Below are 26,471 nucleotides of genomic sequence, written 5' to 3' on the forward strand. Positions count from 1 at the left end.
CGTTAGACGCGGCCGAGGGCAAAGCCCTTGGCGATGTAGTTTCGGACGAAATAGATGACCAGCGCGCCGGGAATAATGGTCAGCACACCCGCGGCAGCCAGCACGCCCCAATCCATGCCGGATGCGGAGACGGTACGGGTCATGGTGGCGGCAATCGGCTTGGCGGCAGTTGTTGTCAGCGTTCTGGCCAGCAGCAGTTCCACCCATGAGAACATGAAGCAGAAGAAGGCCGCGACACCGATGCCGCTGGCGATGAGTGGCATGAAAATCTTCACGAAAAAGTGCGGGAAGGAATAGCCGTCGATATAGGCGGTTTCATCGATTTCCTTGGGAACGCCGGACATGAAGCCTTCGAGAATCCAGACCGCCAGGGGAACGTTGAACAGGCAATGGGCAATCGCGACCGCGATATGCGTATCGATCAAGCCGAAGGCGGAATAGAGCTGGAAGAAGGGTAAGGCGAAAACGGCAGGCGGTGCCATGCGGTTCGTCAGCAGCCAGAAGAACAGGTGCTTGTCGCCAAGGAAGCGATAGCGCGAGAAAGCATAGGCGGCGGGCAGCGCGGCAGCGACCGAGATCACCGTGTTCATCACCACATAGATGATGGAATTGATGTAGCCATTGTACCAGGCCGGATCGGTGAAGATGATGGTGTAATTGCGCAGCGTCGGGTTTTGTGGCCATAGCGAAAACGCACCGAGAATCTCGCCGTTTTCCTTGAAGCTCATGTTGACGAGCCAATAGATCGGCAGCAGCAGGAAGACGATATAGACCGTCGGGATGAGGAAGGAGAAACGGGCGATGGATCTGGAATTGCTCATGATGTTCTCCTTTCTCAAGCCTGTTCGTCGCTATTGGTCATGACGGTGTAGAAAATCCAGGACAGCGCGAGGATGATCAGGAAGTAGATGATCGACATCGCCGCTGCCGGACCCAGATCGAACTGTCCCACTGCCATCTTCACGAGATCGATGGACAGGAAGGTGGTGGAGTTGCCGGGGCCACCGCCGGTGACAACAAAGGGTTCGGTGTAGATCATGAAGCTGTCCATGAAGCGCAGCAGAACGGCGATCAGCAGCACGCGCTTCATCTTCGGCAACTGGATGTAACGGAACACCGACCAGCGCGATGCGCCATCGATGCGGGCTGCCTGATAATAGGCATCGGGGATCGAGACGAGACCGGCGTAGCACAGCAGCACGACAAGGCTCGTCCAGTGCCAAACATCCATGATGATGACGGTTGCCCAGGCATCTACAGGGTCTTGTGTGTAATTATAATCGATGCCGATCTTCGAGAGATAGTGGCCAAGGAAACCGATATCGACGCGCCCGAAAACCTGCCAGATGGTGCCGACGACGTTCCACGGAATGAGAAGCGGCAGCGCCATCAGCACGAGGCATACCGGCACGCCGAGGCCGGTTTTTGGCATGTTGAGCGCAATCAGAATACCGAGCGGGATCTGGATGGCCAGAATGACCATCGAGAAAATCAGGTTGCGCATCAGCGCATCCCAGAAGCGGGGCGAATGCAGCATCTGCACGAACCAGTCGGTTCCCGCCCAGAAGAACTGATTGTTGCCGAACGTATCCTGAACCGAGTAGTTGACGACCGTCATCAGCGGGATCACGGCGGAAAATGCGACGAGGATCAGAACCGGGATAACCAGAAACCACGCCTTGTTGTTGAACGTTTTTTCCATGGCTCAGGCTCCCGTGCCAACGCGCCAGCTATCGGCGTAGATGCCGATGGCCTTGGGATCGAAGGTGACATGCGGTTCGGACGGAATGTCGCCATCTTCAGGCACAACCACGGTCAGTGGGTGACCGGCAAAGCTGGCGCGAACGATTTTCTGACGGCCGATATCCTCGACCTTGCTGATCGTCACCGGCATGCCTTCGCGCCCGAGAGAAATGAATTCCGGGCGAATGCCGAGTTCCGTTTTCGCACCGGTTTCGACACTTGGTGCTGCGTCGAGCAAGACATGCTGATCGCCGATTTTCGCCTGCGCGCCATCCAGCGCAACAGGCATGAAGTTCATGCCGGGAGAGCCGATGAAATAACCGACGAAAGTGTGGCTGGGCCGCTCGAAAAGTTCGGCAGGGGTGCCGATCTGCACGATCTGGCCGTCATACATGACGACGACCTTGTCCGCGAAAGTCATGGCTTCGGTCTGGTCGTGTGTGACATAGACCATGGTGAAGCCGAACTGTTTGTGCAACCGCTTCAACTGCGAGCGCAGCACCCACTTCATGTGTGGGTCGATCACGGTCAGCGGCTCATCGAAGAGAATGGCGTTCACGTCGTTACGCACGAGACCGCGACCCAGCGAAATCTTCTGCTTCTGGTCGGCGGTCAGGCGATGCGCGCGGCGTTTGCCCCATGCGCCGAGGTCGATCATTTCGAGGATTTCGTTGACGCGCCTGTCGACATCGGCCTCCGGCACGCCGCGATTGCGCAAGGGAAAGGCCAGATTTTCGTAGACCGTCATGGTGTCGTAAATGACCGGAAACTGAAACACCTGCGCGATATTGCGCTGTTCCGTCGGCAGGTTCGTCACGTCCTTGCCATCGAACAGAATGCGGCCATCGGACGGATTGATAAGGCCGGAAATGATGTTGAGCAAAGTGGTCTTGCCGCAACCGGATGGGCCGAGCAGCGCATAGGCGCCGCCATCGCTCCACTCGTAATTCACTTCCTTCAGGGCATAATCATTGGCCGCTTTGGCCTTGGCGTTGTAGGCGTGGCGGATGTGGTCGAGACTGATGCGTGCCATGGTCTCTTCTCCTCACGCGGCTGCTTGTTGCGGGGTTGCAAGCGAGCGGCCATTCGCATCGAATGCCATCAGATGGCGGGTATCCAGATAGATATCGATCTGCTTGTCCGGCTCGATATCGAGAATACCGCGCGTCAGCATCACCCAGCGATTGCCGGCAAAATCGACGTGAATGAAGCTTTCTGAACCGGCGATTTCGGAGATCAGCGTCTTTGTGGAAAGTTTGACTGCGCCGCCATGGGTAGGCGTTGGGTAAAGATGGTGCGGGTGGAACGCCACCGTCACCGGCCCATCTGCAATGCCCGAAAGGTGTGCCGGAACGTCGAAAACAGGCTGGCCATTGTGCAGAAACGAAGGGCCGGAACGGGTGAGTGCAATGATGTTGAGTGGCGGGTCAGCAAAGGTCTTTGCCGAGACGAGATCGACAGGGTTTCTATAGAGATCGATGGTGCTGCCATATTGGGCGATGTGCCCCTGATGCATGGTCGCCGTGTTGCCGCCCAGAAGCAGGGCTTCGGATGGCTCGGTCGTCGCATAGACGAAGATCGCACCGGAGAGAGCGAAAATTTTCGGCAGCTCTTCGCGCAATTCTTCGCGCAGCTTGTAATCGAGGTTGGCGAGTGGCTCATCCAGCAGCACGAGGCTGGCATTCTTGACGATGGCGCGGGCGAGCGCGGTGCGCTGCTGCTGTCCGCCGGAAAGGTTCAGCGGTGTGCGGTCAAGGTAAGGTGTCAGCCGCAAGAGATCGGCAGCGCGCCGCACTTCGCGGTCGATGGTCGCCGCATCCTTCTTGGCGATCCGCATTGGGGAGGCGATGTTTTCGTAGACGGTCAGTGCCGGGTAGTTGATGAACTGCTGGTAGACCATGGCAACGCTGCGATCCTGCACGCGCTTGCCGGTCACGTCAGCGCCATCGAACAGCAGTTGGCCCTCGGTCGGTTTGTCCAGACCGGCCATCAACCGCATCAGCGATGTTTTTCCAGACAACGTCGGCCCCAGCAGCACGTTCAACGTGCCTCGCTTGAGGGTCAGATTGGTTGGGTAGATGTGGTAATCACCACCCACCATCGTAGCAATGTTGCGTAATTCCAGCATGCTGTCCCGAGGCCTCCCAACCTGCAAGATATCTGCTTCAATATTTTAAGAGCGCCCTTTCGGGCTCTCGTCAGGCGGCCACTGCCGCCTTCATATAGTCGTCGAGTATAGTCGCTTGCTCAGATGAAAAATGCAGGCCCTGCTTCGTTCTGCGCCACAACACGTCATCGCTGGTTCTGGCCCATTCCTGACGGATCAGCCACTCGACTTCGCGCTCGTAAAGATCGCCTCCGAAATGCTGACCGAGCGCCTCCATGCTCGCCGCACTCCCAAGAATAGCATTTGCCTTCGTTCCGTAGAGGCGAACCAGTCTGCGCGCCTGACGCTCGGATAGAAAGCTATATTTTGTGTTGAGCTTTTTGACTTCCGCCTCGTAACCGGTGGCCGCGAAGTCCCCGCCCGGAAGCGAGCTCTTGCCGGTCCACGGTTTGCCCTTGTCGCCAATTGCTTCCGCCACTTTCTCCAGCGCATGTTCCGCCAGACGGCGATAGGTGGTGAGCTTGCCGCCGAAAACGTTGAGCAGCGGGGCCTCACCGGAAGTATTCTCAAGCTTCAGAACGTAATCGCGCGTGGCTTCCTGCGCGCTGGATGCGCCGTCATCGAACAGCGGACGCACGGCGGAGTAAGTCCAGACGATATCGTCTTTCGTCACCGGCTCTGCGAAATACTCGCTGGCCGCGTTGCAGAGATAATCGGTCTCTTCGCCGCTGATCTTAACATCGGCGGGGTCACCCTGATAATCCCGGTCGGTGGTGCCGATCAGGGTGAAGTCGGTCTCGTAAGGGATAGCGAAAATGATGCGGTTGTCGGGGTTCTGGAAGAAGTAGGCGCGGGGATCGTTGAACTTCTTTTTCACGATGATGTGGCTGCCCTGAACCAGCCGCACATTGTGCACCTGATTTTTGCCCGCCGCGTTGGACAGCACCTTGTCCACCCACGGGCCGGAGGCGTTGACCAGCATGCGTGCCTGAACGGTTTTCACAGTTCCGGTCGCATTGTCCTTGACGTCGACATTCCAAAGCCCACCTTCGCGACGAACCGAAACCACCTTCGCACGGCTCATAATGTCTGCGCCACGGTCGGCAGCGTCCCGCGCGTTCAGCACAACCAGACGCGCATCATCCACCCAGCCATCCGAATATTCGAAGGCCTTGGTGAAGAGCGGCTTCAATGGCTTGCCCGCAGGGTCGCGCCGCATGTCGAGGGATTTCGTGGCGGGCAGAAGCTTGCGACCGCCCAGATGGTCGTAGAGAAAAAGCCCGAGCCGGATCAGCCATGCCGGACGAATACCGCCCTTGTGGAAGGGTAGAACGAAGCGCATGGGCCATATGATATGCGGGGCCATGGCCCACAAGACTTCGCGCTCCATAAGGGCTTCGCGAACCAGCCGGAACTCGTAATGTTCGAGATAGCGAAGGCCGCCGTGGATGAGCTTGGTCGCGCCTGAAGAGGTGCCGGATGCGAAATCATTCATCTCGGCCAGTGTCACGGAATAACCGCGACCGGCAGCATCACGTGCGATTCCGCACCCGTTGATGCCACCACCGATCACGAAAATATCGCGGACCGCCTGCTCACTCACTTGGTCTCTCCCTGACGCGGCATTGTGCCGCTTATTCTTGGAATTCGAAATTGAGGGGAGTTAAAATGAAAACAAAGTGAATGTCAAACGAATGTTAATCGTTTAATTTTCCGGCTTCTCACCTTGGGTTTCGATGAGTTCGACGCCGTTTTCGCGGCAGATGGCGCTGACTGATGGCAGCGGACAGTGGTCGGTGATGAAGGTGTGAACCTGAGACAGATGACCGATTCGCACCGGTGCCGTGCGCTCGAACTTGCTGGAGTCGGAAACCAGAATGACGTGCCGGGCATTGGCCATGATGGCCTGCGCCACTTTCACCTCGCGGAAATCATAATCCAGCAGCGCGCCGTCCCTGTCGATTGCCGACACGCCGATGACCGCATAGTCCACCTTGAACTGGCGAATGAAATCGACCGCCGCTTCCCCGACGATACCGCCATCTGAACCGCGCACCACACCGCCAGCGATGACGACCTCAATGTCGGGGAATATCCTTAACCTGTTGGCAACATTGATATTGTTGGTAATGACCATCAATTCGTGGTGGTTCAGCAAGGCTTCGCCAACGGCTTCCGTCGTCGTGCCGATATTGATGAAAAGCGAAGATTTATTGGGAATGAGCGCTGCCGCGGCACGGCCAATCGCCTGTTTTTCCGTCGCCGCGATGGATCGTCGGGCTTCGTATCGGACGTTTTCCGTGCTACTGGGAAAGATCGCACCGCCATGGATTCGCGTCAGTGCGCGCGCTTCGCATAATTCGTTCAGGTCTTTGCGAATCGTCTGCGAGGTGACCGAAAACTGCGTCGCCAGATCCTCGACGATGACCTTGCCTTCGGACTTTGCGAGTTCGATGATTTCCAGCTGGCGCGGTGTGAAGAACATTATGCGGTGACCCGTTGGTATGTGCAGACTTTCGTTTTTATTTCATTTTGATGAAAAGCGAAAGTGGCGGGTTTGTTTTGTACGCCGACGTTTTCCACAATCAATTGTCGCAACACCCTCAATTTTCCCAGTCGGTAAATATTGGGGTTGCGCCTCGGCGCGTTTTGTCCTTGTTTGCGCGTTCTCACACTTTATGGGGAAATAAAAAAATGCTTTCGATAAAAACAACAACGCGCGCCGCACTCCTGCTAGGCTCGCTTCTGATTGGCGCAAGTTCAGCTCTCGCGGAAACCGTTCTGCACCGTGGCAACGCGGGGGAGCCGCAGACCCTCGATCAGGCTCAGACTTCGATCAACATCGAAGCCTTCATCCTGAAGGACCTCTATGAGGGTCTCACCATTTACGACGCTGCTGGCAAGATCGTTCCCGGCACGGCGGAAAGCTGGACCCTGTCGGATGACGGCACCGTCTACACATTCAAGCTTCGCGCTGACGCCAAGTGGTCGGACGGTTCGCCTGTTACGGCTGAAGACTTCGTCTTCTCCTACCAGCGCGTCGAAGACCCGAAGTCCGCTGCGAAATACGCAAATATTCTCTATCCCATCAAGAATGCCGAAAAGATCAACAAGGGCGAGGCCAAGCCTGAAGAACTCGGCATGAAGGCTGTGGACGAAAAGACGCTCGAAATCACTCTCGAGCGCCCAACGCCTTTCTTCCTTGAGCTGCTGGCCCACCAGACGGCGCTTCCTGTTTCCAAGGCCAGCGTCGAAAAGAACGGTGCCGACTTCGTCAAGCCCGGCGTCATGGTCTCTAACGGTGCCTACACATTGCAGGCCCATGTTCCCAATGATAGCCTGACGGTCGTCAAGAACACCAACTTCTGGGATGCTGCAAACACCAAGATCGACAAGGTCATCTTCTACCCGATCGACGACCAGGCAGCCTCCGTTCGCCGATTCGAAGCGAAGGAAATGGACCTTGCCTTCAACTTCTCGGCTGACCAGCTGGATCGTCTGCGCAAGGCCTATGGCGATCAGGTTCGCGTCTCTCCGACGCTTGCGACCTACTACTACACCTTCGATACGCGTGAAGCGCCTTTCAACGACACCCGCGTTCGTCGCGCCCTTTCCATGGCCGTTGACCGCGACTTCCTTGCCAAGGAAATCTACAGCGGTTCGCAAATCCCTGCCTATTCGATGGTCCCGCCCGGCATGGACAGCTATGGTGAGCCTGCGAAGGCCGATTTCGCCACGCTTTCGCAGCTGGATCGTGAAGACGAAGCGCTGAAGTTGATGAAGGAAGCCGGTTACGGTGAAGGCGGCAAGCCGCTGTCCATCGAAATCCGCTACAACACCAACCCCAACCATGAGCGTGTCGCAACCGCCGTTGCGGATATGTGGAAGAGCACATTCGGCGCCAATGTGTCGCTAGTGAACCTCGACGTTGCCTCGCACTATGGCTACCTGCAGGAAGGCGGCAAATTCAACGTTGCCCGCGCTGGCTGGGTTGCCGACTATGCGGACGCCGAAAACTTCCTGGCGCTGTCTGTCTCGTCCAACAAGACCTTCAACTATTCGAAGTTCAACAACGCCGAATATGATGCGTTGATGAAGAAGTCTTACGACGAGAAAGACCCGATCGCTCGCTCCAAGCTGCTGCATGAAGCCGAAACGATCCTCATGAAGGAACAGCCGGTTGCGCCGTTCCTGACGCAGGCGGATCTTTGGCTGGTATCCAACCGCGTCAAGGGCTGGGAAGACAATGCGGCCAATGAGCACCTTAGCCGCTTCCTGAGCGTTTCCGAATAAGCAGTGCTGCCACGGTGGTTCTAAAACATGTCGCGCAAGAGCCTTGAGCTTTTGCGCGACATGATCTGTAGAACGGGTTAAGGTTGCGCGGCGAATGAACGTCGCAACGAACTTTAGCCGCCGTGCCATGCCCGGAGCCTAAAATATAATGATCTCTTTTATCCTGCGCCGTTTGGCGAGCGCCGTGCCGACCTTGCTTATCGTCGTCACGATTTCTTTTTTTCTGATGCGGTTTGCACCCGGTGGCCCGTTCAATCTTGAACGTCCCCTGCCGCCGCAGACGATGGAAAACCTGATGAAAACCTATCATCTGGATGAACCATTGTGGCGTCAGTACCTGATCTACATGAAAAATGCCGTGACCGGCGATTTCGGCCCTAGCTATATCTACAAGGACAACACCGTTGCCCAGTTGATCGGCAAAGGTTTGCCCTATTCGCTGGAGCTTGGTTTCTATGCACTCATGCTGGCATTGATCGGCGGCGTGCTGGCCGGGACGTTTGCGGCTTTGAGGCAGAACAGTCTCTTTGACTTCTCACTGATGTCGGTTTCTACCGTCGGCGTGACCGTGCCCAACTTCGTCGTTGCTCCGGTGCTGACGCTGATCTTCGCCGTTCTGCTCGGTCTTCTGCCAGCCGGAAGCTGGGGCGATGGTTCGCTACGCTATCTCATTCTGCCAATGATTGCGCTCGCTTTGCCGCAGCTTGCCGTCATCGCACGCCTGACGCGCGGATCGATGATCGAGGCTTTGCGGATGGACCATATCCGCACCGCGAAAGCATACGGTCTTCCAGGCCGCACCGTCGTCATCGTTCATGCCATGCGCGCGGCGATGTTGCCGGTCGTGTCCTATCTTGCGCCCTGCGCTGCTGCCCTGCTGACGGGTTCTGCCGTCATCGAAACGATCTTCACCATTCCCGGTGTCGGTCGTTACTTCGTGCTGGGCGCCATCAATCGTGACTATACGCTTGTCATGGGAACCGTGGTTCTCATCGCGCTTTTCGTCATCGTTTTCAATCTTGTGGTCGATATTCTGTACGGCCTTCTTGATCCGAGGGTCAGACATGACTGATATCCCCGGCACATCAGCCGTTCCTGCTTCGGTGAAAAGCCGAAGCCTCTTCCAGCTTGCCACCATGCGTTTCCGTCGTAACAAGGCGGCCATGGCCGGTTCGATCATGCTTGTGCTGATCACGCTGTTTTCGTTCCTCGGGCCGCATTTCATCAGCCACACCTACGATCAGGTGTTTTCGTCCTATGTCTCGGTTTCACCAAGCCTCGATGCCCGCCCTGACGTCAATAATCTCCAGGGTGTCATGGAAGGCATTGCTGGCCGTGCACGAGTGGAGCTGAAGGAATTTGCCGTTGAAGGGCAAAAATTCACCGCAACCGTCACGTCTTCTGGCGAGATCGATCCGCGTACGACGCGTTACTTCGACCGTGCCAACGAGTTCGAAAATACCAAGGTTGTGGCAACCGAGGATGACGGCCGCACGCTAAAAATCGAAGGCGATGTGAACCGCGAATACTTCTTCTTCGGCACCGATAGCAACGGGCGTGATCTTCTGGCGCGCGTCATGCTCGGCGGACAAATCTCGATTGCCGTCGGCGTGCTGGCCAGCCTCGTGTCGCTCGGCATCGGCGTCGTTTACGGCGCAACCGCTGGCTATATCGGCGGGCGTGTCGACAATGCGATGATGCGTTTCGTGGAAATCCTCTATTCGCTGCCCTTCGTGTTTCTCGTCGTCGTGCTCGTCGTCTTCTTCGGGCGAAGCTTCATTCTTATCTTCCTAGTTATCGGGGCGGTGGAATGGCTGGATATGGCGCGTATCGTGCGCGGGCAGACGCTGGCGCTCAAGCGGCGTGAATTTGTGGGTGCCGCACAGGCGCTGGGCCTGACGGACTGGCAGATCATCCGCCGTCACATCATTCCCAACACGATTGGCCCTGTGGTCGTTTTCGTCACGGTCGTCGTGCCGAAGGTTATCCTTCTGGAAAGCTTCCTCTCCTTCCTCGGTCTTGGTGTTCAGGCACCTTTGACGAGTTGGGGCGCGCTGATTTCCGAAGGTGCCAGCAATATGCAGTCAGCCCCGTGGCTGCTGATATTCCCGGCGATCTTCTTCGTGCTGACGCTGTTTTCTCTGAACTTTGTGGGCGACGGGTTGCGTGATGCGCTCGATCCCAAGGATCGTTGACATGAATACGACATCTGAAACCATACTGACCGTGCGCGACCTGAAGGTCGACTTCACGACACCGGACGGCGCCGTCAATGCCGTCAAGGGTATAGACCTCGACGTGCGGCAGGGCGAAACCCTTGCCGTGGTCGGTGAATCCGGTTCGGGCAAAAGCCAGACCATGATGGGTATCATGGGTCTGCTGGCCGCCAATGGCCGGGTTCAGGGCTCCGCGAAATATCGCGGGCGTGAGTTGGTCGGCCTGCCGGTCGATGATCTGAACGACATCAGAGGCGCGAAAATCACCATGATTTTCCAGGAACCGATGACCTCGCTCGATCCGCTCTACAAGATCGGTAAGCAGATTGCCGAGCCGATCATCCATCACCGTGGTTCCAGCAAGGCCGAAGCGCGTGCAAGGGTGCTTGAACTGCTGAAAGTGGTGGGCATTCCTGACCCCGAACGGCGCATCGACAGCTATCCGCACGAACTTTCCGGCGGGCAGCGCCAGCGCGTCATGATTGCCATGGCACTCGCCAATGAGCCTGATCTGCTGATTGCCGATGAGCCGACGACCGCGCTCGACGTAACCATTCAGGCACAGATTCTCGATCTGTTGAAATCCCTGCAGCAGCGTTTCGGCATGGCTGTCGTTCTCATCACCCACGATCTGGGTGTGGTGCGACACTTCGCGGATCGCGTTGCGGTCATGCGTCGTGGCGAGATTGTGGAAACCGGAACGACGGAAGACATCTTTGAACGTCCGCAGGCGGATTACACCAAGATGTTGCTGGATGCCGAACCTAGTGGCCACAAGCCACCTGTTGGCCCGGAAGCGCCTGTCGTTCTCTCTGGCCAGAATGTGACGGTGGATTACGAAATACCGGGCGGCATTTTTACCAAAGCTTCGGCATTTCGAGCTGTCGATGGCGTCAGTGTCAATCTGCGCCAGGGCCAAACCATCGGCATCGTCGGTGAGTCCGGTTCGGGCAAATCCACGCTTGGCCGGGCGCTGTTGCGGCTGACGCCGTCTACCGGCCGGCTGTTCTTCGGCAAGAAGGAAATCTCCGGTCTGGACCGGAAAGCCATGCGGCCCATGCGACGCCAGCTTCAGCTGGTGTTTCAGGATCCGTATGGTTCGCTGTCACCGCGCCAGACGGTGGGTGAAATCATCACCGAAGGTCTGTTCGTCCATGAGCCGCAGCTGAGCCGTGCTGAGCGCGACAAGAGGGCGATCGAGGCACTGAAGGAAGTCGGTCTCGATCCGGCAGCACGCAACCGCTATCCGCACGAGTTTTCCGGCGGCCAGCGTCAGCGTATCGCCATTGCGCGTGCCATCATCCTCAAGCCAGACGTCGTCATTCTCGATGAACCGACATCGGCGCTCGACCGTTCGGTGCAGGGGCAGGTGATCGATCTGCTGCGCGACCTTCAGAAAACGCATGGTCTGTCCTATGTCTTCATCAGTCATGACCTGTCGGTCATCAAGGCGATTTCCGACTATGTGATCGTGATGAAGGACGGAAAGATTGTGGAAGAGGGCGAAACGGACAACATCTTCAACAATCCGACGGCGGATTATACCAAAACGCTCATCCAGTCCGCTTTCACGGCGGAAGTTGCGGCGTAACCCTCAGCCCGGCCCTTGTGGCCGGGTTCTTTACTTTATGCTGCTAAGGAACAAGCACCTCACATCCGCGTTATCTCCGCGTGAATAATAATGTGTCGTCTGAAGCGGCACTGAGGAGGTAATATGCTCAAGGTGATCCAGATTGCCGGTCTTGCCGTCACTATGGCGGTTTCGGGTGTTGCTCTGTCCGCGCCTGCAAGCGCGCAGGATATGGAGTTGAGAATTGGCCGCGATGGCGTCCGCCCTGTCATTCGTGACCGCGACCGCGACATGGACCGCCGTGGCCCACCCATGCGCGGATGCAGTGAGCGCGAAGCACGCTCCGCCGCCCGTGCCTCCGGTCTTCGCGATCCGGAAATCGTTCGCGTAACACCGCGCCGCGTGGTCGTTCAAGGCTATACCCGCCGTGGCTCCGATACGATTACTTTCGCAAATGAGCGTGGCTGCCCGGAAATCTGAAAAGTAACTCTTTCCAAAAATAAGTTGTGTTACATTGAAACTCGCCTTTAGCGGGTTTCTTTGCATTGAGGCCATCCACTAAAATTTGGATTAGTAATTTCTAAATTTAACTGTACTAATAAACATAGATGGTTGCACATTATTGGGGGTATATCCGCAGTGTTCGCCGTACTTGAATGTGTTGCGTTACAACATGATCGACGGATCGTTGTTCTGGCTGCCGTAATCGCACTTCTCGGAATGCTATCCTTCTATCATCTCCTGCTTCGGGCCGATGAGAGCCCTTTGAAGCGCAGACCCTATTGGGTTTTGGTGGCGGCTTTTGCATCTGGCCTTAGTGTATGGGCCACGCATTTCATCGCCATGCTTGCCTATCAGGGTAGCGTTCCCATTGGTTTCGATTTTCCCTTCACCGCTTTATCCGCCGTCATCGCCGTCTTCGGCTTCTGGCTCAGCCTCCAGTTTTTGTGGCGCGAACGTGGTGCCGCACTCTACTCCGGCGGTATCATTACTATCACCGTTGGCGCGATGCACTTCATTGGTATGGCCGGCATGCAGGTTGCTGCCACGCTGGAATATCGCATCACTCCCATTCTGGTGGGAACCGCTGTTGCAGCAGTACTATTCTCCCTTTCGTTTCTTCTGTTCCGGCGTTTGCGTGGCTGGAAACAGGTAACGAGTGCAGCCTCGGCCGCAATTCTCGGCGTATTGGCGCTTCACTTCACCGCCATGTCATCCACGATCCTGATACCGAACCCCAGCGTGCCTGGCCCCCAGATCGACGGACTGGATCGCATGTTCCTGATGGCCGCGATCAGCGGTGTGACGTTCCTCGTGCTGGCCATCACGGGTGCCGCCGCGCTTGTGGACCGTTATCTCGTAGACCTCAAAGGCCTCGTCGGCGCGACGCTGGATGGACTGGCCGTGGTCCGGGATGGCCGCATCGTTGAGGTCAACAGCCGCTTTGCAAAACTGTTCGATGCAAGCGAAGCCTCGCTCATCGGTGAAAATGCCGCTGAGCTGATGCACGCCGATGACGGCAATGCTGCTCATCTTCCCCGCGCTGTTGCGGTGGAGGCGGTGCCGAACCGCGGCGATCGATCCCGCACATTCGAACTGGCAGTTCGCACCATCGAATATCGCGGACGCCCTTGCGAAGTGATGGCTGTGCGTGACCTGACAGAGAAGCGCCGTGCGCAGCGCGAGATCGAATATCTCGCCCGCCACGATGTGCTGACCGGCCTTGCCAACCGCACGCTGTTTCAGGAGCGGCTGAAAAACCACATTACCATTGCCCAGAACAGCGATGAATTCGCGCTGATGGCGCTCGATCTCGACCGCTTCAAGGCCGTGAACGACCTGTTTGGCCACGCTGAAGGCGACCGCGTTCTGAAAGACGTTGCGCGGATGTTGAAGCAGGCGGCACGTCCCGGAGATCTGGTGGCGCGTCTGGGCGGCGACGAGTTCGTCATCCTCACCGCTTTCGGCACAACGGGAGATGAAGCCCGCGAACTTGGCGAGCAAATTCTCTCCACCTTCCGGCGCGAGATGGATTGCGTCAGCGATCCGACGGCGGTGGGCGTTACCATTGGTATCGCCGCTTTCCCGGCCAATGGCGATGACAACGAAACGCTGATGCACGCCGCAGATCTTGCGCTTTACCGCGCCAAGATCAACGGTCGTGGCATCATCGCCTTTTACGATCCGGCCATGGATCAGGAAACAAAGGAGCGTCGGCGGCTGGAATCCGACCTCCGTCAGGCCATCAGCCGTAATGAACTGGAGCTGCTCTATCAACCGGTGCATTCGGTGGAAAACGGGGAAGTGGCGAGCTATGAGGCGCTGGTGCGCTGGCAGCACCCCACGCGCGGCATGGTGCCGCCCGACGTCTTCATTCCCATTGCGGAAGAAAGCGGCATCATCATTTCGCTGGGTGAATGGATATTGCACGAAGCCTGCTCGGCAGCCATGCGTTGGGATCCACATATCAAGGTGGCGGTCAACGTCTCGCCGGTTCAGTTCTCACTGGCAAATCTTGCCTATACCATCTGCTCCACGCTCGAAAAAACTGGCCTGCCGCCTACACGCCTTGAACTGGAAATGACGGAAGCCGCTCTCTTGAAGGATCGGGGCGTGACGCTGTCCACCATGCGGCAACTGAAGCGTCTGGGCGTGACGATCGTCATGGACGATTTCGGCACCGGTTATTCCTCACTCAGCAATCTGCGAAGCTTCCCCTTCGACAAGATCAAGATCGACCGCAGCTTCATCGCTGCCATGAAGCAGGATGAAAACGCTCACTCGATCGTGCGTGCCATCATCGGCCTGGGCCGCAGCCTCGACCTGCCGGTCACGGCGGAGGGTATCGAGACCGACAGCCAGTATCGCATGGTTGTGGATGAGGGCTGTGCGCAGGCGCAGGGCTACCTTTTTGGCAAGCCTGGGAAGGTGCCGAGCCGCAGCAAGAAGGCTAGCAAAGCGGTTTTCGGGTGAGACGTGAGACCCTGTCTTGCCTGGACTAAGCAGACAAGATAACTGGCTTTTGGCTCTGGATTCAAAGAGGTTAGCACGGGGTAGCCACATCACGTAACGTGACTGGTTGCCGTTTGGACACAGAGGGTCAATTACCGATCAAATCTTTTTCAATTTTCGGCTTCAAAGTTATTGCAGCTTCATGTCTTGATGCTATTCCTGCGTGTAGGTGATTCTATCATGGGGAATTGGGATGAAGAAGCTTACGTCGGTTCTTCTTTTGGCTTTGCTGAGCGGTTGTGCAAAGCCCTCGGATGGTCCGACTGCCGGGAATATCCGGTCGGCAACCTTTCCCCTGACAAATGAAAAAATTCGCGTCGTTGATCTCGCCAATGCACCGGCTGCTTCGATAACGCCATCGTCGCTCGAAAGCGCAACCGGTCCCGGCCTCACCATTCTTCGCAATACGGGTTACAACTCGCAGCGCCTGCGTCGCGGCGATGTGGTTGATATTACCGTGCTGGATACGGGCGAGGACGGCTTGTTCTCCTCCACGCAGAGCAAGACGCTCAATCTAGGCCGTTTCACGGTCGATCAGAGCGGCAGCGTCAACCTTCCCTTCATCGGCAGGCAGCGTGTGGTCGATTCCACACCAGAAGGCTTGCAGTCGCAGGTCGTCAGCGGCCTCAAGGGCTCCGCGGTCAACCCGCAGGCGGTGGTCACGGTGGTCGATAAGCCGACCAGCGCCGTCATGCTCAGCGGTTCGGTCAAGACACCGGGCAAGATCGTTCTGACTGCGCGTCAGGAACGCGTTATGGATGCCATCAATCAGGCCGGCGGCCCCACCGTTGCACCGGGTGCGGCCAAGGTAACAGTTGTTCGCGGCACGCAACGTGCAACCGCGTCGCTCGACCGCATCATGCGCGAAGATCGCCAGAACATCCGTCTTTCGCCCGACGACCAGATCATGATCGACGGCGAAGCGTCGAGCTTTACCGCGCTCGGCGCGTTCAAAAGCGCTGGGGAATTCCAGTTCGAAACCGGCAAAATGACACTGGCGCAAGCCGTTGGCCGCGCCGGCGGATTGCTGGATGACCGCGCCGATGCCCGCAACGTTTATGTCTTCCGCAACGAGGTCGTGCAGGTTTCATCGTCTGTCGCGTCCACCTCCAAGGGTCCAGCGCCGGTTGCAACGACCCTGCGTCCGGTGATCTACCACCTCAATATGCGCGACGCCTCCAGCATTGCCTTGATGCAACTGTTCCAGATGCAAAAGGGCGACGTGCTCTACGCCAGCAATGCGCCGCTGGTCGATACGGCAAAGCTGCTGACGGTGTTCCAGAAGAGTGTGCCGACAGCTGCTGCTCCACAGCCGGGTGGGCTGAACTGATAGATTGGCTGGGCGCGGTTTTGCGCCCTTAGCTTTTTGAATGTCGGAGAGGTGTTTTGCTTCGGCGGGGCGGCTTGAGTGCTGTTCGAACCGGCAGTGGGTGTGGGCCCCCCTCTGTCCTGCCGGACATCTCCCCCACAGGTGGGGAGATTGAATCGTGGTTAGCTCTCGGCCATCTCTCATGTTGAGTGTGAAGCGAGATTGCGCGCCCAGCTAATCTCCCTCCTTGTGGGAGAGATGCCCGGCAGGGCAGAGGGGGGTAAGCCAAACCGAATGCCGCTGAACGAGCGCACGACCTATTTCACAAAACCCCAAGCGCCTCTTCAGCAGACTGTGGACGCTCCAAACCCTCCTTCGTGCAGACCTCTGCAAACATACTGAGCTTATCATCCTCTACACCCGGTGACGCATTCAACATCCGCTGCACCAATCTCCCCAGCCCATAAACATCCTGCCTCGGATGGGCCGGCATGCCCGCCAGTTGCTCCGGCGCAGCAAATTCTGGCGATCCGGCAAATGCTATGCCTGCATCCGAGGGACTTTCCCGAATTTCGCGCGCAATACCAAAATCCCCAAGCTTCGCGCTTTCGATTTCGCCATCGGGCAGCAGAATGTTTGCTTGGGTAATATCGCCGTGCACATAACCTTCCGCATGCATGGCAGCCACAGCCTGCAACAGGCGACGGAGCAAGGACGAAATCTCATCTAAAGTCAGTGGTCGCATGGCCAGTCTGGACGGGAGGGTGACAGGCATCCAAGGCTGTAGAAGTCCGGGCCGTCCATCCGCCAGTCGCAAAAGGGCTGAAGTCTCTAACAGGCAAGGATGGCGGAGCGCGGTCCCAATTTCGGCCTCTCGGCGCAAGCGTTGGATCAATTGCGCATCATCGCGTCGCCCTTCAGGCATCGTCTTGATTGCGAAGCATGTGCCGAGGTCGCGATGTGTGACCTGCAATATTTGGGTCGTTTCCGTTTGATAGGCCACGGCATCGACGGCAAAACTGCTTTCGATGAAGTGCGGCTGCTGTTTCGCTAGCCCATCAGCCTTGCGGTCCAATGCATCACGAATACGGTCGATCGTATCTAGAGGCCGCTCCGAGGCGCGGATCGCGGTCCAGAGATCCGCGAAACGTTGCGCCACATCTCGGTCTTCCTCAGCGCTGTTCAAGCTTGTTTCCGATGACGATGGCGCTGATATTTTCGCGGGTGTTTTCGATCAAAGCTTCCTGCATCAAGGCATTGGCGCATTCATTGATGGGCGTATCGTGCAGAATTTCCGCGACGATGCGCTCCTTCAACGCCTGCATCAGCGGGAAGCTGCACAACAGCAGCCGGTCATGCGTGCCCCAATCATCGCTGATCATGCTGGGGCGGAACTGCTGCGATTGGCCGACGCATTGCGACAGCTGCTTCTTCATCCCGACGATGACGTGGTCTCTCGTCAATGGCTGCATTGTGCCGTCCCGCAGCAGATAGGCGCGAGCATCGCCCGACCATGTGATGCTCCCCGTCTGACCGACGAGAGATGCGACCACGACACTGGCCATGGGCCGCACCATGTCCGTCGCGAACTGACGGGAGAGCAGCAGGCTGTTGACGGTTCCGAGCTTGCCTTTGATATCCTGCGTGATGGCATCGATCCTGTCGCTCTCGGCAATATCCGTCAACGCATTGGTCGTCAGCCGTGCGGCTTCAACGGCGGCACCGCCATCTCCCAGACCATCGGCAATGGCAAATAGCGCTGGCGTCTTGGAAACGAACAGCGCATCGGCATTGACTGTGAGGCGTGTGCCGGGATGGGTGGCGTAGCTGTAGATAATCGAAGCAGGGATTGCCTCTCTCGTCTTAGCTTGCGGCGGCGCTGCGCTTGCCGTCCGCACATCAGGCTTTGCCTCATTCGTCGCAGGTTTAGGCTCGGCCTTGGCCGCAGAGGGCTGTTCTTTTTCCGCGGCAGTCTGGTCCCTGAACAGCTTTACGAAATCCGTCGCTGCCGGTTTGCCTTCGAACTTCACGCCGCGCGGCCGTCGGCTTTCGGAGTCGATATACCACCACAGGCTCGTCGGCTGGCCGGTTTGGGGCGAGGCGGGGGCGTCCTCATCGTCGCCTTTTGGCTTTGGCATTCGCAGGCGTTTGATGGAACTCGTGAAGCGCGACATGTCGAAATCGAGCGTCATCGATGTCTCGGCAAGCGCTTCTGCCGCCATGAACCATGTGTCATCGAGGTAAAGCGTTCTGGGGTGTTGGCGAAAATCGACCATTTGGGCGAGGATGATCAGCGGATATTTGCGTCCCACCCGGTCCTTGCTTGGTAGCAGCACACCCGCATAGGCACTGCGGCCCCAGATCCCGCGTTCGATGATGAAGCGGAGGGGCGGGGAGTTGGTGAAAACAGCACTCCAGCGATCCGCGAAAATATCCGCGCAGGCATGCAGACCGGATCGCAGCCAGCCATCGAGAGCACCAAGAAGCTCGCGGTCCAGACCTTCCGAGATGAAATCTCCGTGGCTTGGAATCTTCCCGTAAAAGCCGATCCTGTCGGTCTCGACAGCGGCTTTTACGGGTTTTGTGTTCGGATTTGCCATCAGCCAGGCAGGCCTGCGCTGCCGTGCCGTTCCATGATCGTTTTCATATCCCCTCCGTTACTGTTTGGTCTGCCTCATCCCGTTAGAACTGGGCCGGGCAGGCGAATTTCGAGAGTGCATCCAGTTTGAACGGATTGAGAACCGAGCCAAACTGTATGTCGAATTCAGCGGCTTGGCCGCTATTTTCAAACCTTGCTCTCAACAAATCTCCTGACTGGTTTTCGATCTGCGCATCGTCGAACAGGCGGAAGGGCGACCAGTCGCCATTTTCCGTTTTCGCCTGCTGCCAGCCGCCGGGCTGGAAGGCGATGCGCGAAAGATTTGCGGAATTGGTATCTGATGGCCAGGTGATGGATTTCGCCTGTATTGGGCCGTGGTAATAGACCACACGCTCGCCTTCGATTTCCAGCATGACAGCACTGGATTCATCGGTCAGAGACACCGGCTTCACGTTGATGGAGACCGCCGGAACTTCGCTTCCATTCGGGAAGAAGGCCCGGAAAATCTTGTCCGCATTCTCGAACTGTTCAATCGCGTCGCTCGGAATGCCGGCAGCTCCGAAGGTGCCTTTCCAGCCCCATGGGCTTGTCGTCTTGTCGACGAAGGGCTCCATACGTTGCTTGAAGAAGCTCTGGAAGGTTCCCGTCGGCCCGAAAAGTCGCGTGAAATCTGCCATCGCAACATCTCTTGGTGACGCGCGATCAAAAGGATAGCGTCCCGAGACGATGGATGAGCACAGCGAAGCACCGTCCGCTGCCCACAGATCGGCAATCCGGCTGCGTGCGGATTTCACCGCAAGCGAACCGACATCTGCAGCCAGCCCGGCGACCCAGACATCCAGCGGTGCCGGTAGCTGGCGGGCCTGTTGCAGCAGGTCCTGATTGGCCTTGGTCAGTTGACTGTCGACGTCGAAGACCTTGGCGACTTCGTCCGATGTTGTCGAAGAGCGCGCAAGCTGCTCATGCAGAGACTTGATGTTGGACAGTAGCTGTTCTGATGGCGAACCTGCTTTGGCACCATTGGTCTGACCGCTGGAAGCCGTTTCAGGCGAACCCGACCCCTTGGCCGCCAGCATTTCGCGCAGGCGGGAATAGGGGTCGGCGGCATCGACTGTTGCCGAAAGAATGGCGGAGGTCGCGTCACCATCGGCAGTGGAAGCGAGTGTGGTGAGGCTGGCACCGGCATTGGGCCGCAGATCCGTCGCCTCGGCAATGGATTTGGCTGTCTCAATCACGATGTTTCTGTCATTGGCCAAAATGCGCGTGGTTTCCACCGCGTCACCCAGGCTTTGCGAAGGCTTGATCCGCACATCGGACAGAAGGTCGTTCCAACGTTTATCGAAACGATCGAAGTAGATTTGAAGTGCCGCCTGCGCGACATTCTCGACCGTCGCGCCACGCAGCGCATCATCGGAGCCACGCACCCATGCTTCTGAAAGCGCGACCCGAGAGGCATATGCCACCTGCGGAATGACGACGCTGCGATAGCCATTGGCCGTAAACAGACCTTCGATGCCATCCACCATCGGCACCTTGCTCGCACGCTCCACGGCGCGTTCACCGAGTGGACCAAATGCGGCTGATGGGCTCCAGTCGGGAAGGGCGCGGGCTTGCGGCAGGCCCGCCAGAATGTCATAGGCGCGCGCGCCGATGGCCTGGCTGCGAATGGTGTCGCGGGCCTTGTCGATTAGCCGTGCATCCAGTTCAATCGGCGCAAGCAGGCCATCCGCCAGCGCACGGGCATGCCGGTTGAGCGCATCCCGTGCTGCCGCCCGTCCATCGCCTGGATAGAGCGAGGCAAACATATCGCGAGACTGCACGGTCAGGAAATCGCGGTCCAGCGTGCCAAGACCGCCCAACATTCCGTAGAGCTTCAAAGAGTTGAAGGTGCGGGTCACATCATTCTGGTCTTCCAGCTGCTTTTGTAGCTGCACGATCATGCGCGGCAACAGCAGGGCGTTGAGCGCGCGCTGATAGGCATCACGCTGCCTGCCTTCAATCTTTTCCTCTTGATCGAGCCCAAAGCCGACCTTCCAGACTCTGTCCTTGTCAAAGCCGGAATTCACATCGCGCAGATTATCCAGCGCCGGAAGAATGCGCAGGAAGTCGGCATCCGAAACATTGCGAACCGGAATGCCCTGAACCAGCTGCTGGTAAGCATTCAGCTTGCGGTCTGCCTCTGCCAAGGCCTGCGTGTTGGAGAAATAGGTGGAAATCCAGCCGGTGAAAACAATGGCCACCAATGCCGCTGAGACACCGTAGGCAATGCGCCGGACCAGAAGCTGCCTGCCGGACAGGCGCTTGTCGCGCATGACGAGTGCAGCTTCCGGGAAGATGACTTCCTTGAACAGGCGGGCGAGGAAGTAGCTGCGGCGAGCGCGAGGAGCCGCCGTTCCAGCTTCGGCCTGTGTGCCGGAGGCGAGATAGACGCCGCGCAGCAACGGCGCTTCGATAAGCGGGGAGCTTGCACAAAGCTCGGTCAGCGCCTCATACAGACGGTCCTTCAGCTTGGCGAGTTCTGCCGGGAAGCGGAAAATACGACCGCGGATCTCGGCATTCTGCTCCTGTTGCAGACGTTCGATCAGCATCGCATCCACGCGTTGCTGCAAAAGCTCGAATTCCTCAAGGAAGCGCTGCGGCAGGTCCTGCGCGGAATAGCTTTCGTCCAGCTTGAACGTGGTTCCCCAGACCTGATGACGATCCGTCTTGTTGAAGCCGTCGAAAAACTCGACGAAACCATCCAGAAGGTCGGCCTTGGTCAACACCACATAAACAGGCACGCGGGCGTGCAGATATTCATCCAGTTCCGACATACGCTGGCGGATCGAGCGCAGTTCCTGACGCTGCTCTTCCGGGTCGCGGCTCAGAAGGTCGGGGATGGAGAGCGTAACCAGCGCGCCGTTGATGGGTTGGGAGCGGCGATAGCGGCGCAGCAGGTTGAGAAAGCCTTCCCACCCGGCCTTGGACGAGCCATCAAGATCGTCCTGCGTGGTGTATCGTCCAGCGGTATCGATGAGGATCGCCTCATCCGTGAACCACCAATTGCAGTTACGCGTGCCGCCGATGCCCTTCACGGCGCTTTCTCCAAGGGCGTCGCCCAGCGGAAATTGCAGGCCGGAATTGGTCAGCGCCGTCGTCTTGCCGGAGCCAGGGGCGCCGAAGATGACGTACCACGGGAGGTCGTAGATATAGCCAAAGCGCTTCTTGGTCACGCGGCGCAGAAGCGCCAGCGCTTCCTTCAGCCGGGTCTGTATCTCGCCGACTTCGGCATTCCGGTTGTTCAGCGCCTCCTGCTCAATGCTATCGACAAGTTCCTTGTCCTGCTTGCGGGCGCGATAGGCCGTGATGACGATATAGACCACCCAGATCAGCAGAATGATGCCGATGGCAACCAGGCGGGCTTGCGTCGTTCCGAAGGGTTTGAAGGTGCCGAAGGCGACCAGATAACCGTAAAACCAGATGACGACGCAGAGCGCCACGGCCCACAGCAGCGAAATGAAGCGCCTGCCGATGAGCGATGCGTAGCTATCGACGTAGGACCGGATCGTATAAAAATAACTCAGCGGGTTCATTGCTGGGTCTCTCCTGATGGCTGTCCGGTTGTCGTTGTGACGGCGGGGGCAAGAATGCCCGCATCGCTGAGCTTTTCGTCAGGATTGGTCAGCACCATGATTTCGGTTCTGCGGTTCTTTTCACGGCCATCCGGCGTCGTGTTCTCGGCAATCGGGTCGCTGTCCGCACGGCCTTCGGTGAGGATCGCTTCGGGTCCCGTGAACATGGACAGAAGGTCACCCACCGCCTTCGCGCGGGCTTCGGAGAGATGCCAGTTGGATGGAAATTCGACCGTCTTGATCGGCACGTTGTCGGTGTAGCCGATCACGACAGCGCGGAAGTTTTCCGCCGCAAGCGCGCCGCCGATCCGTTGAATAAGATCGCGGAATTGCGGACTGACCTGCGCACTGCCGACTTCGAACAGGCCGGAATTGTTGATGCGCACGCGCAGGCGACCGTTGACATTGGCCAGCGACACGAGATTTTTCTGCACCTCCGGCTGGAGGAAGGTCAGCAGGTTTTCAAGACGTGTCGGCTTTGGCGGCTCGACCACTTTTGGAGGCTGTTCGGCGATAACCGGTGGGTCCTCCTTAACGGTCTCCTCTGGCGGGGCAGGTGGGGTAGTGATCAACACGCTTGGCGTATCTGTGGGAGGCAAAGATGCCAACCGCTCGAATGTCGCGTCGGAAGCGCTGTTCAGGGTCAGCGTGAAGAAGAGATAGCCGAAGGCAAAGGCAAGCGCGATGAGTGACAGCAGCGTCCAGAGGGCGGCCATGGTGCGCAAAGGCGTATGCCGGGCCTCCACACCTTTCCAGTGCGGGGAAAGTTCACGCTCGAACACGCCATATTGGCCAATCAGCGTTTTGTAGAGACTGTCGCGAATGCGGGAAAGCTCCAGCGCACCTTTGGCAGAAACGCGTGTTCGGCCCTCGAAGGCCAGAGACAGGCACAGATAGATCAGCAGCAGCAGATCCTTGTTTGCGCCGGGTGACTGGTGGAAATGGTCCAGAATATCGAAAACCCGGTCACCACCCGTCACATCATTGTGGAAGGTAGAGACGAGGCCGGAGCGGGCCCAGCCGGCGCGCACGCCCCAAGGCTTGCTCAAGATCACATCGTCCACGGTGGCGCAGACCACGTAATGCGCTGCTCTCGCCCGTTCCGGGCTGATGCGTGCTGAGGCCAGATCGCGCTCGTAACGGGTGATGGCTTCCATGCAGGCCCGGCGTAGGTGGTCCGGGTCCGGCTGCGCATCGCTGAAGCGCAGCACGTGGGCAAGGTTCAGCAGTGGTGCTGCGGATTGCACCAGCGTCGGCACTTCTTCTCCGCCAAAACGGAAATTGGACAGCAGCGCATCGATGGGCAACGCGCTGTCTCCGCGCCGCTCGCGGGCAGGCGCCTCGTCGGTCTCGATGATGTCATCTAGAATGGCCGCCATGTTGCGGGCATTTTCATTTCTGCGGCGGCTTTCATCGGTGATTTCGACCACCGTTGGAAGATCCTGCCAGGAGGAGGGCTTTTCATTGCTCATTCGCGTAATGCCCACATTTCCATCTCAAGCCCTGGGAATTCACCAGCGAGATGCAGCGCAATGGCGCCGGAGGTTTCAAGCTGCTTCCAAAGAGGTGTCTTGGTATCGATTTCGAAATAGATGGTGCCGGAACGATAGGGCAGCTGGCGCGGCAGCACAGGTAGCGAGCGCACGGGAATGCCCGGCAGCGCGACGTTGACCAGTTCGGAAATCCGCTCCACCGGACCGACCTTGATCTGGGCGGGCAGCTTGCGCCTGATATCCTCCGCAGACATATCCGCCCGTACGGCCAACACGAAACCGGCATCGCGCAACAGCGTGCGGTCGTGAATGGTGCCAACCCGCACACCGTGCCTACGTTCGACGAGGTCGATGGCGACAGCGGCCTGTTCCAGAACCGCCGAGAGCGAGGTGCGCAGATCATCGAACACGGCGGCGAAGCTGGCCTTCAGGTCGTCATGGCGGTAGGGCGGGAAGTCCGTCGCGCGCTTTTTGTCCGTCGTGAATGTGGCCAGTTCACCGGCCAGCTGAATGCAATCCTCGTAAAAACGGATGGGGTGAAAGCGCGTGGCATTGGCGGAAAGATGGGCCAGCAATGGATCGGCCCGGTTCAAAATTTGCAAAAGAAAATAGTCACCAACTTCAGCCGTGCCGCGTATGGTCGGATCACCGATACGCTCGGAAATGGCCTGCGCGCGGTGCCGGACGATGCCCAGAAGCTCGGTCAGAAGCTCGCTGAGCCGCGAAGAAGCCGCGCAGTTGAGGGCGGGCGGTATGAAATCCGGATCCAGAATGACAGCACGATCAGATCGAACTTCAATAACCCGCGCTAAGCCTATGAGATCATATCCAGAAAGATCGTCTCCTGTTTTCAGGAATTTCAGGCTGAGACGCCCGACATCGATAGGGGCAACGAAATCCGTGTCCACATTGGCATCGGATGCTTCATAGCTTGTGGCAACGACGCGGACGCTGTTGGTATCGGCTTTGGTGCCGCTGGACATGTCTGCCTTGCCCGGCTGGCGGGCGGGAAGCGCCAGATAGACAATGGCGTTCTTGACACCCTCGTCCAGATCGAGTGGCGGCGGCAGATCGGAATCTTCCGGCGCTTCGAAGGGCGTTCCATCCGGCAGGATACCACGCAGGTTGGACAGAGCGAACTGCCCGATGGCCAGCGCGCTGCGGTCAATGCCGATCTCCGCTATACCCCATGGGTAGGGCGATAGGTTGCGCGTCGTGTTGCGCACCAGCCGTTCCGTCCAGCGATCAGATTGTTGAAAATGTTGGACGCGAAGGAACATGCCCTCGCTCCAGGCGACACGGTTTTCATGCCTCATTTTGGTTGCTTACCCCCTTGGTATCTGTGTGAAGCAGAGACGGCGTTTCCTCGGGCGCGGCGTCTGCGCGCGCGGCCCGTTGCAGAAACTCCCGGACAGACAATTGCCGACCGTCCTCTTCGAATTGGTGTTTAAACATTGACCAGTAGTCGGTTCTGGCAATGACCGACTTCCACTCCTTGCGGGCGATCTTGGCCCGCCAGTCATTCTGCGCGTCTGCCTTGGCCTCGATTAGCCTCGGCTCCAGCTTTTGCGTGCAGGTGCGGATCAGAACTTCCAGCGAAGATGCCAGTAAACGCTGCTGCCGGATCAACGCTTCGAGACGCGCTCTCTCGCCGGTGCCGTTCGCCTCGGTGCCGATGGCGGACTGATCGATATCGAGAATCGCCAGACATTCGGCGCTTTCTTTTTCCAGCTGGATCAACAGATCATCGACCGGATCATGCGCGGCAGGTGCCGCAATCGGCTGCGGTTCGATATCTGTCTCATCGGTGCCATTCGTGAAGACGGCGTCGAAATCCTCCACCGGCGCCGGTTTCTTGGCCGGGCGGGAGACAAGAACGGGAATGTTCATCGCATCGGTGTGTTCGTGCTTGCTGCTTTCGACCGGCTCTTCGTTCCAGTCATTGGGCAACACCGCACCCACGCCGCTGATGGAGGGAGGCGCGTTCCAGCCGACTTCGACATTGCGGGAAATGGACTTCGCCTTTTTTCCGGACGGGCTGGGCGTCGCTTCCGGCCAGTCATCATTGGAAGCACCGCCCGCAATCACGCCGCGCGCGGAGCGACCGTTGGGGGCGATGTCGGCCAGAATGGCGGAGATCGTCATCGCCTCATCGCTGACGCGTAGCGAACGCTCGGGGTCGCCGAAATCCATCTCGGCTTCACCACTGATGATGACCTCGAAGGTCTGCCCGCCGATGCCGATCTGCGAGCCGTTTTGCAGGCGCATCGTCTCGCCTTCCAGCAGCAGGCGGCCATCGACCTGCGTGCCATTGGCGCTGCGGTCGAGAATGGTGAAGCCTTCGCGGTCGCGGCTCAGCGTGCAATGCTGTTTTGAAACGCGGCGCGCATCGTCATTCACCTGCCAGTCGCAATCGGTGGAACGACCGATGATGCGGCTTCCCTGCTCGAAGCTCCACTGGTTAGGCTTTCCGGCCCCGTTGATCTGTTTTTCCTTTAGGACAAGTTTCATGCTGTCG

19 protein-coding genes are annotated in these 26,471 nt (G+C 58.1%); 7 read left to right on the top strand and 12 right to left on the bottom strand.

The window, feature by feature from the left end:
- Positions 1 to 2: 2 nt before the first annotated feature.
- The 6 genes from AC27VJ_RS16530 to AC27VJ_RS16555 all read right to left on the bottom strand — a co-directional run bounded on the left by AC27VJ_RS16530 (position 3) and on the right by AC27VJ_RS16555 (position 6,335).
- A complete protein-coding gene (locus AC27VJ_RS16530; RefSeq protein WP_488684933.1) occupies positions 3 to 821 on the bottom strand; it encodes a carbohydrate ABC transporter permease in 819 nt (272 codons plus the stop codon).
- 14 nt (positions 822 to 835) lie between these two features.
- Complete coding sequence (locus AC27VJ_RS16535; RefSeq protein ID WP_488684934.1) at positions 836 to 1,702, bottom strand: carbohydrate ABC transporter permease; 867 nt, start codon at positions 1,700 to 1,702, stop codon at positions 836 to 838.
- A 3-nt stretch (positions 1,703 to 1,705) separates the two neighbouring features.
- Positions 1,706 to 2,776 (bottom strand): ABC transporter ATP-binding protein, encoded by a 1,071-nt coding sequence (locus AC27VJ_RS16540; protein WP_488684935.1) that lies wholly within the window; start codon positions 2,774 to 2,776, stop codon positions 1,706 to 1,708.
- A 12-nt stretch (positions 2,777 to 2,788) separates the two neighbouring features.
- The gene (locus AC27VJ_RS16545) at positions 2,789 to 3,871 is read right to left on the bottom strand and encodes an ABC transporter ATP-binding protein (RefSeq protein WP_488684936.1); all 1,083 of its coding nucleotides are present in this window, start codon (positions 3,869 to 3,871) and stop codon (positions 2,789 to 2,791) included.
- 70 nt (positions 3,872 to 3,941) lie between these two features.
- Positions 3,942 to 5,453, bottom strand: coding sequence for a glycerol-3-phosphate dehydrogenase (gene glpD / locus AC27VJ_RS16550; protein ID WP_488684937.1), 1,512 nt, complete (start codon positions 5,451 to 5,453; stop codon positions 3,942 to 3,944).
- A gap of 102 nt (positions 5,454 to 5,555) precedes the next feature.
- A complete protein-coding gene (locus AC27VJ_RS16555) occupies positions 5,556 to 6,335 on the bottom strand; it encodes a DeoR/GlpR family DNA-binding transcription regulator (RefSeq protein WP_488684938.1) in 780 nt (259 codons plus the stop codon).
- A 209-nt stretch (positions 6,336 to 6,544) separates the two neighbouring features.
- Between AC27VJ_RS16555 and AC27VJ_RS16560 the strand changes: the two genes are divergently transcribed.
- The 7 genes from AC27VJ_RS16560 to AC27VJ_RS16590 all read left to right on the top strand — a co-directional run bounded on the left by AC27VJ_RS16560 (position 6,545) and on the right by AC27VJ_RS16590 (position 16,271).
- Positions 6,545 to 8,143 (top strand): peptide ABC transporter substrate-binding protein, encoded by a 1,599-nt coding sequence (locus AC27VJ_RS16560; RefSeq protein ID WP_488684939.1) that lies wholly within the window; start codon positions 6,545 to 6,547, stop codon positions 8,141 to 8,143.
- Positions 8,144 to 8,291: 148 nt separating this feature from the next.
- A complete protein-coding gene (oppB, locus tag AC27VJ_RS16565) occupies positions 8,292 to 9,215 on the top strand; it encodes an oligopeptide ABC transporter permease OppB (protein WP_488684940.1) in 924 nt (307 codons plus the stop codon).
- Entirely contained in the window at positions 9,208 to 10,338 is a 1,131-nt protein-coding gene (locus tag AC27VJ_RS16570; protein ID WP_113087676.1) for an ABC transporter permease subunit, read from the top strand. Before oppB ends, AC27VJ_RS16570 begins: the two co-directional genes overlap by 8 nt.
- A gap of 1 nt (position 10,339) precedes the next feature.
- The gene (locus AC27VJ_RS16575; protein ID WP_488684941.1) at positions 10,340 to 11,950 is read left to right on the top strand and encodes an ABC transporter ATP-binding protein; all 1,611 of its coding nucleotides are present in this window, start codon (positions 10,340 to 10,342) and stop codon (positions 11,948 to 11,950) included.
- A 162-nt stretch (positions 11,951 to 12,112) separates the two neighbouring features.
- A complete protein-coding gene (locus tag AC27VJ_RS16580) occupies positions 12,113 to 12,409 on the top strand; it encodes a hypothetical protein (protein ID WP_488685004.1) in 297 nt (98 codons plus the stop codon).
- Between the two features lie 159 nt (positions 12,410 to 12,568).
- Positions 12,569 to 14,902 carry a bifunctional diguanylate cyclase/phosphodiesterase gene (locus AC27VJ_RS16585; protein WP_488684942.1) on the top strand — a complete coding sequence of 778 codons (2,334 nt, stop codon included), beginning with the start codon at positions 12,569 to 12,571 and terminating at the stop codon, positions 14,900 to 14,902.
- Between the two features lie 232 nt (positions 14,903 to 15,134).
- Entirely contained in the window at positions 15,135 to 16,271 is a 1,137-nt protein-coding gene (locus tag AC27VJ_RS16590; RefSeq protein WP_488684944.1) for a polysaccharide biosynthesis/export family protein, read from the top strand.
- A 301-nt stretch (positions 16,272 to 16,572) separates the two neighbouring features.
- Here AC27VJ_RS16590 and AC27VJ_RS16595 read toward each other — a convergent pair whose 3' ends face one another.
- From AC27VJ_RS16595 to AC27VJ_RS16620, 6 genes are all read right to left on the bottom strand, one after another.
- Positions 16,573 to 17,436: a protein kinase domain-containing protein gene (locus AC27VJ_RS16595; RefSeq protein WP_488684945.1), complete on the bottom strand. Its 864-nt coding sequence runs from the start codon at positions 17,434 to 17,436 to the stop codon at positions 16,573 to 16,575.
- Positions 17,423 to 18,850, bottom strand: coding sequence for a type VI secretion system-associated protein TagF (tagF, locus tag AC27VJ_RS16600; protein ID WP_488684946.1), 1,428 nt, complete (start codon positions 18,848 to 18,850; stop codon positions 17,423 to 17,425). Before tagF ends, AC27VJ_RS16595 begins: the two co-directional genes overlap by 14 nt.
- A gap of 82 nt (positions 18,851 to 18,932) precedes the next feature.
- Positions 18,933 to 22,421 (bottom strand): type VI secretion system membrane subunit TssM, encoded by a 3,489-nt coding sequence (gene tssM, locus AC27VJ_RS16605; RefSeq protein WP_488684947.1) that lies wholly within the window; start codon positions 22,419 to 22,421, stop codon positions 18,933 to 18,935.
- Positions 22,418 to 23,932: a type VI secretion system protein TssL, long form gene (gene tssL / locus AC27VJ_RS16610; RefSeq protein ID WP_488684948.1), complete on the bottom strand. Its 1,515-nt coding sequence runs from the start codon at positions 23,930 to 23,932 to the stop codon at positions 22,418 to 22,420. Before tssL ends, tssM begins: the two co-directional genes overlap by 4 nt.
- A complete protein-coding gene (gene tssK, locus AC27VJ_RS16615; RefSeq protein WP_488684949.1) occupies positions 23,929 to 25,269 on the bottom strand; it encodes a type VI secretion system baseplate subunit TssK in 1,341 nt (446 codons plus the stop codon). The genes tssL and tssK overlap by 4 nt, the downstream gene beginning before the upstream one ends.
- Positions 25,259 to 26,464 (bottom strand): FHA domain-containing protein, encoded by a 1,206-nt coding sequence (locus AC27VJ_RS16620; RefSeq protein ID WP_488684950.1) that lies wholly within the window; start codon positions 26,462 to 26,464, stop codon positions 25,259 to 25,261. Before AC27VJ_RS16620 ends, tssK begins: the two co-directional genes overlap by 11 nt.
- Positions 26,465 to 26,471 lie beyond the last annotated feature (7 nt).

It is taken from the genome of Agrobacterium sp. 20P9.1.2, from assembly GCF_057799395.1.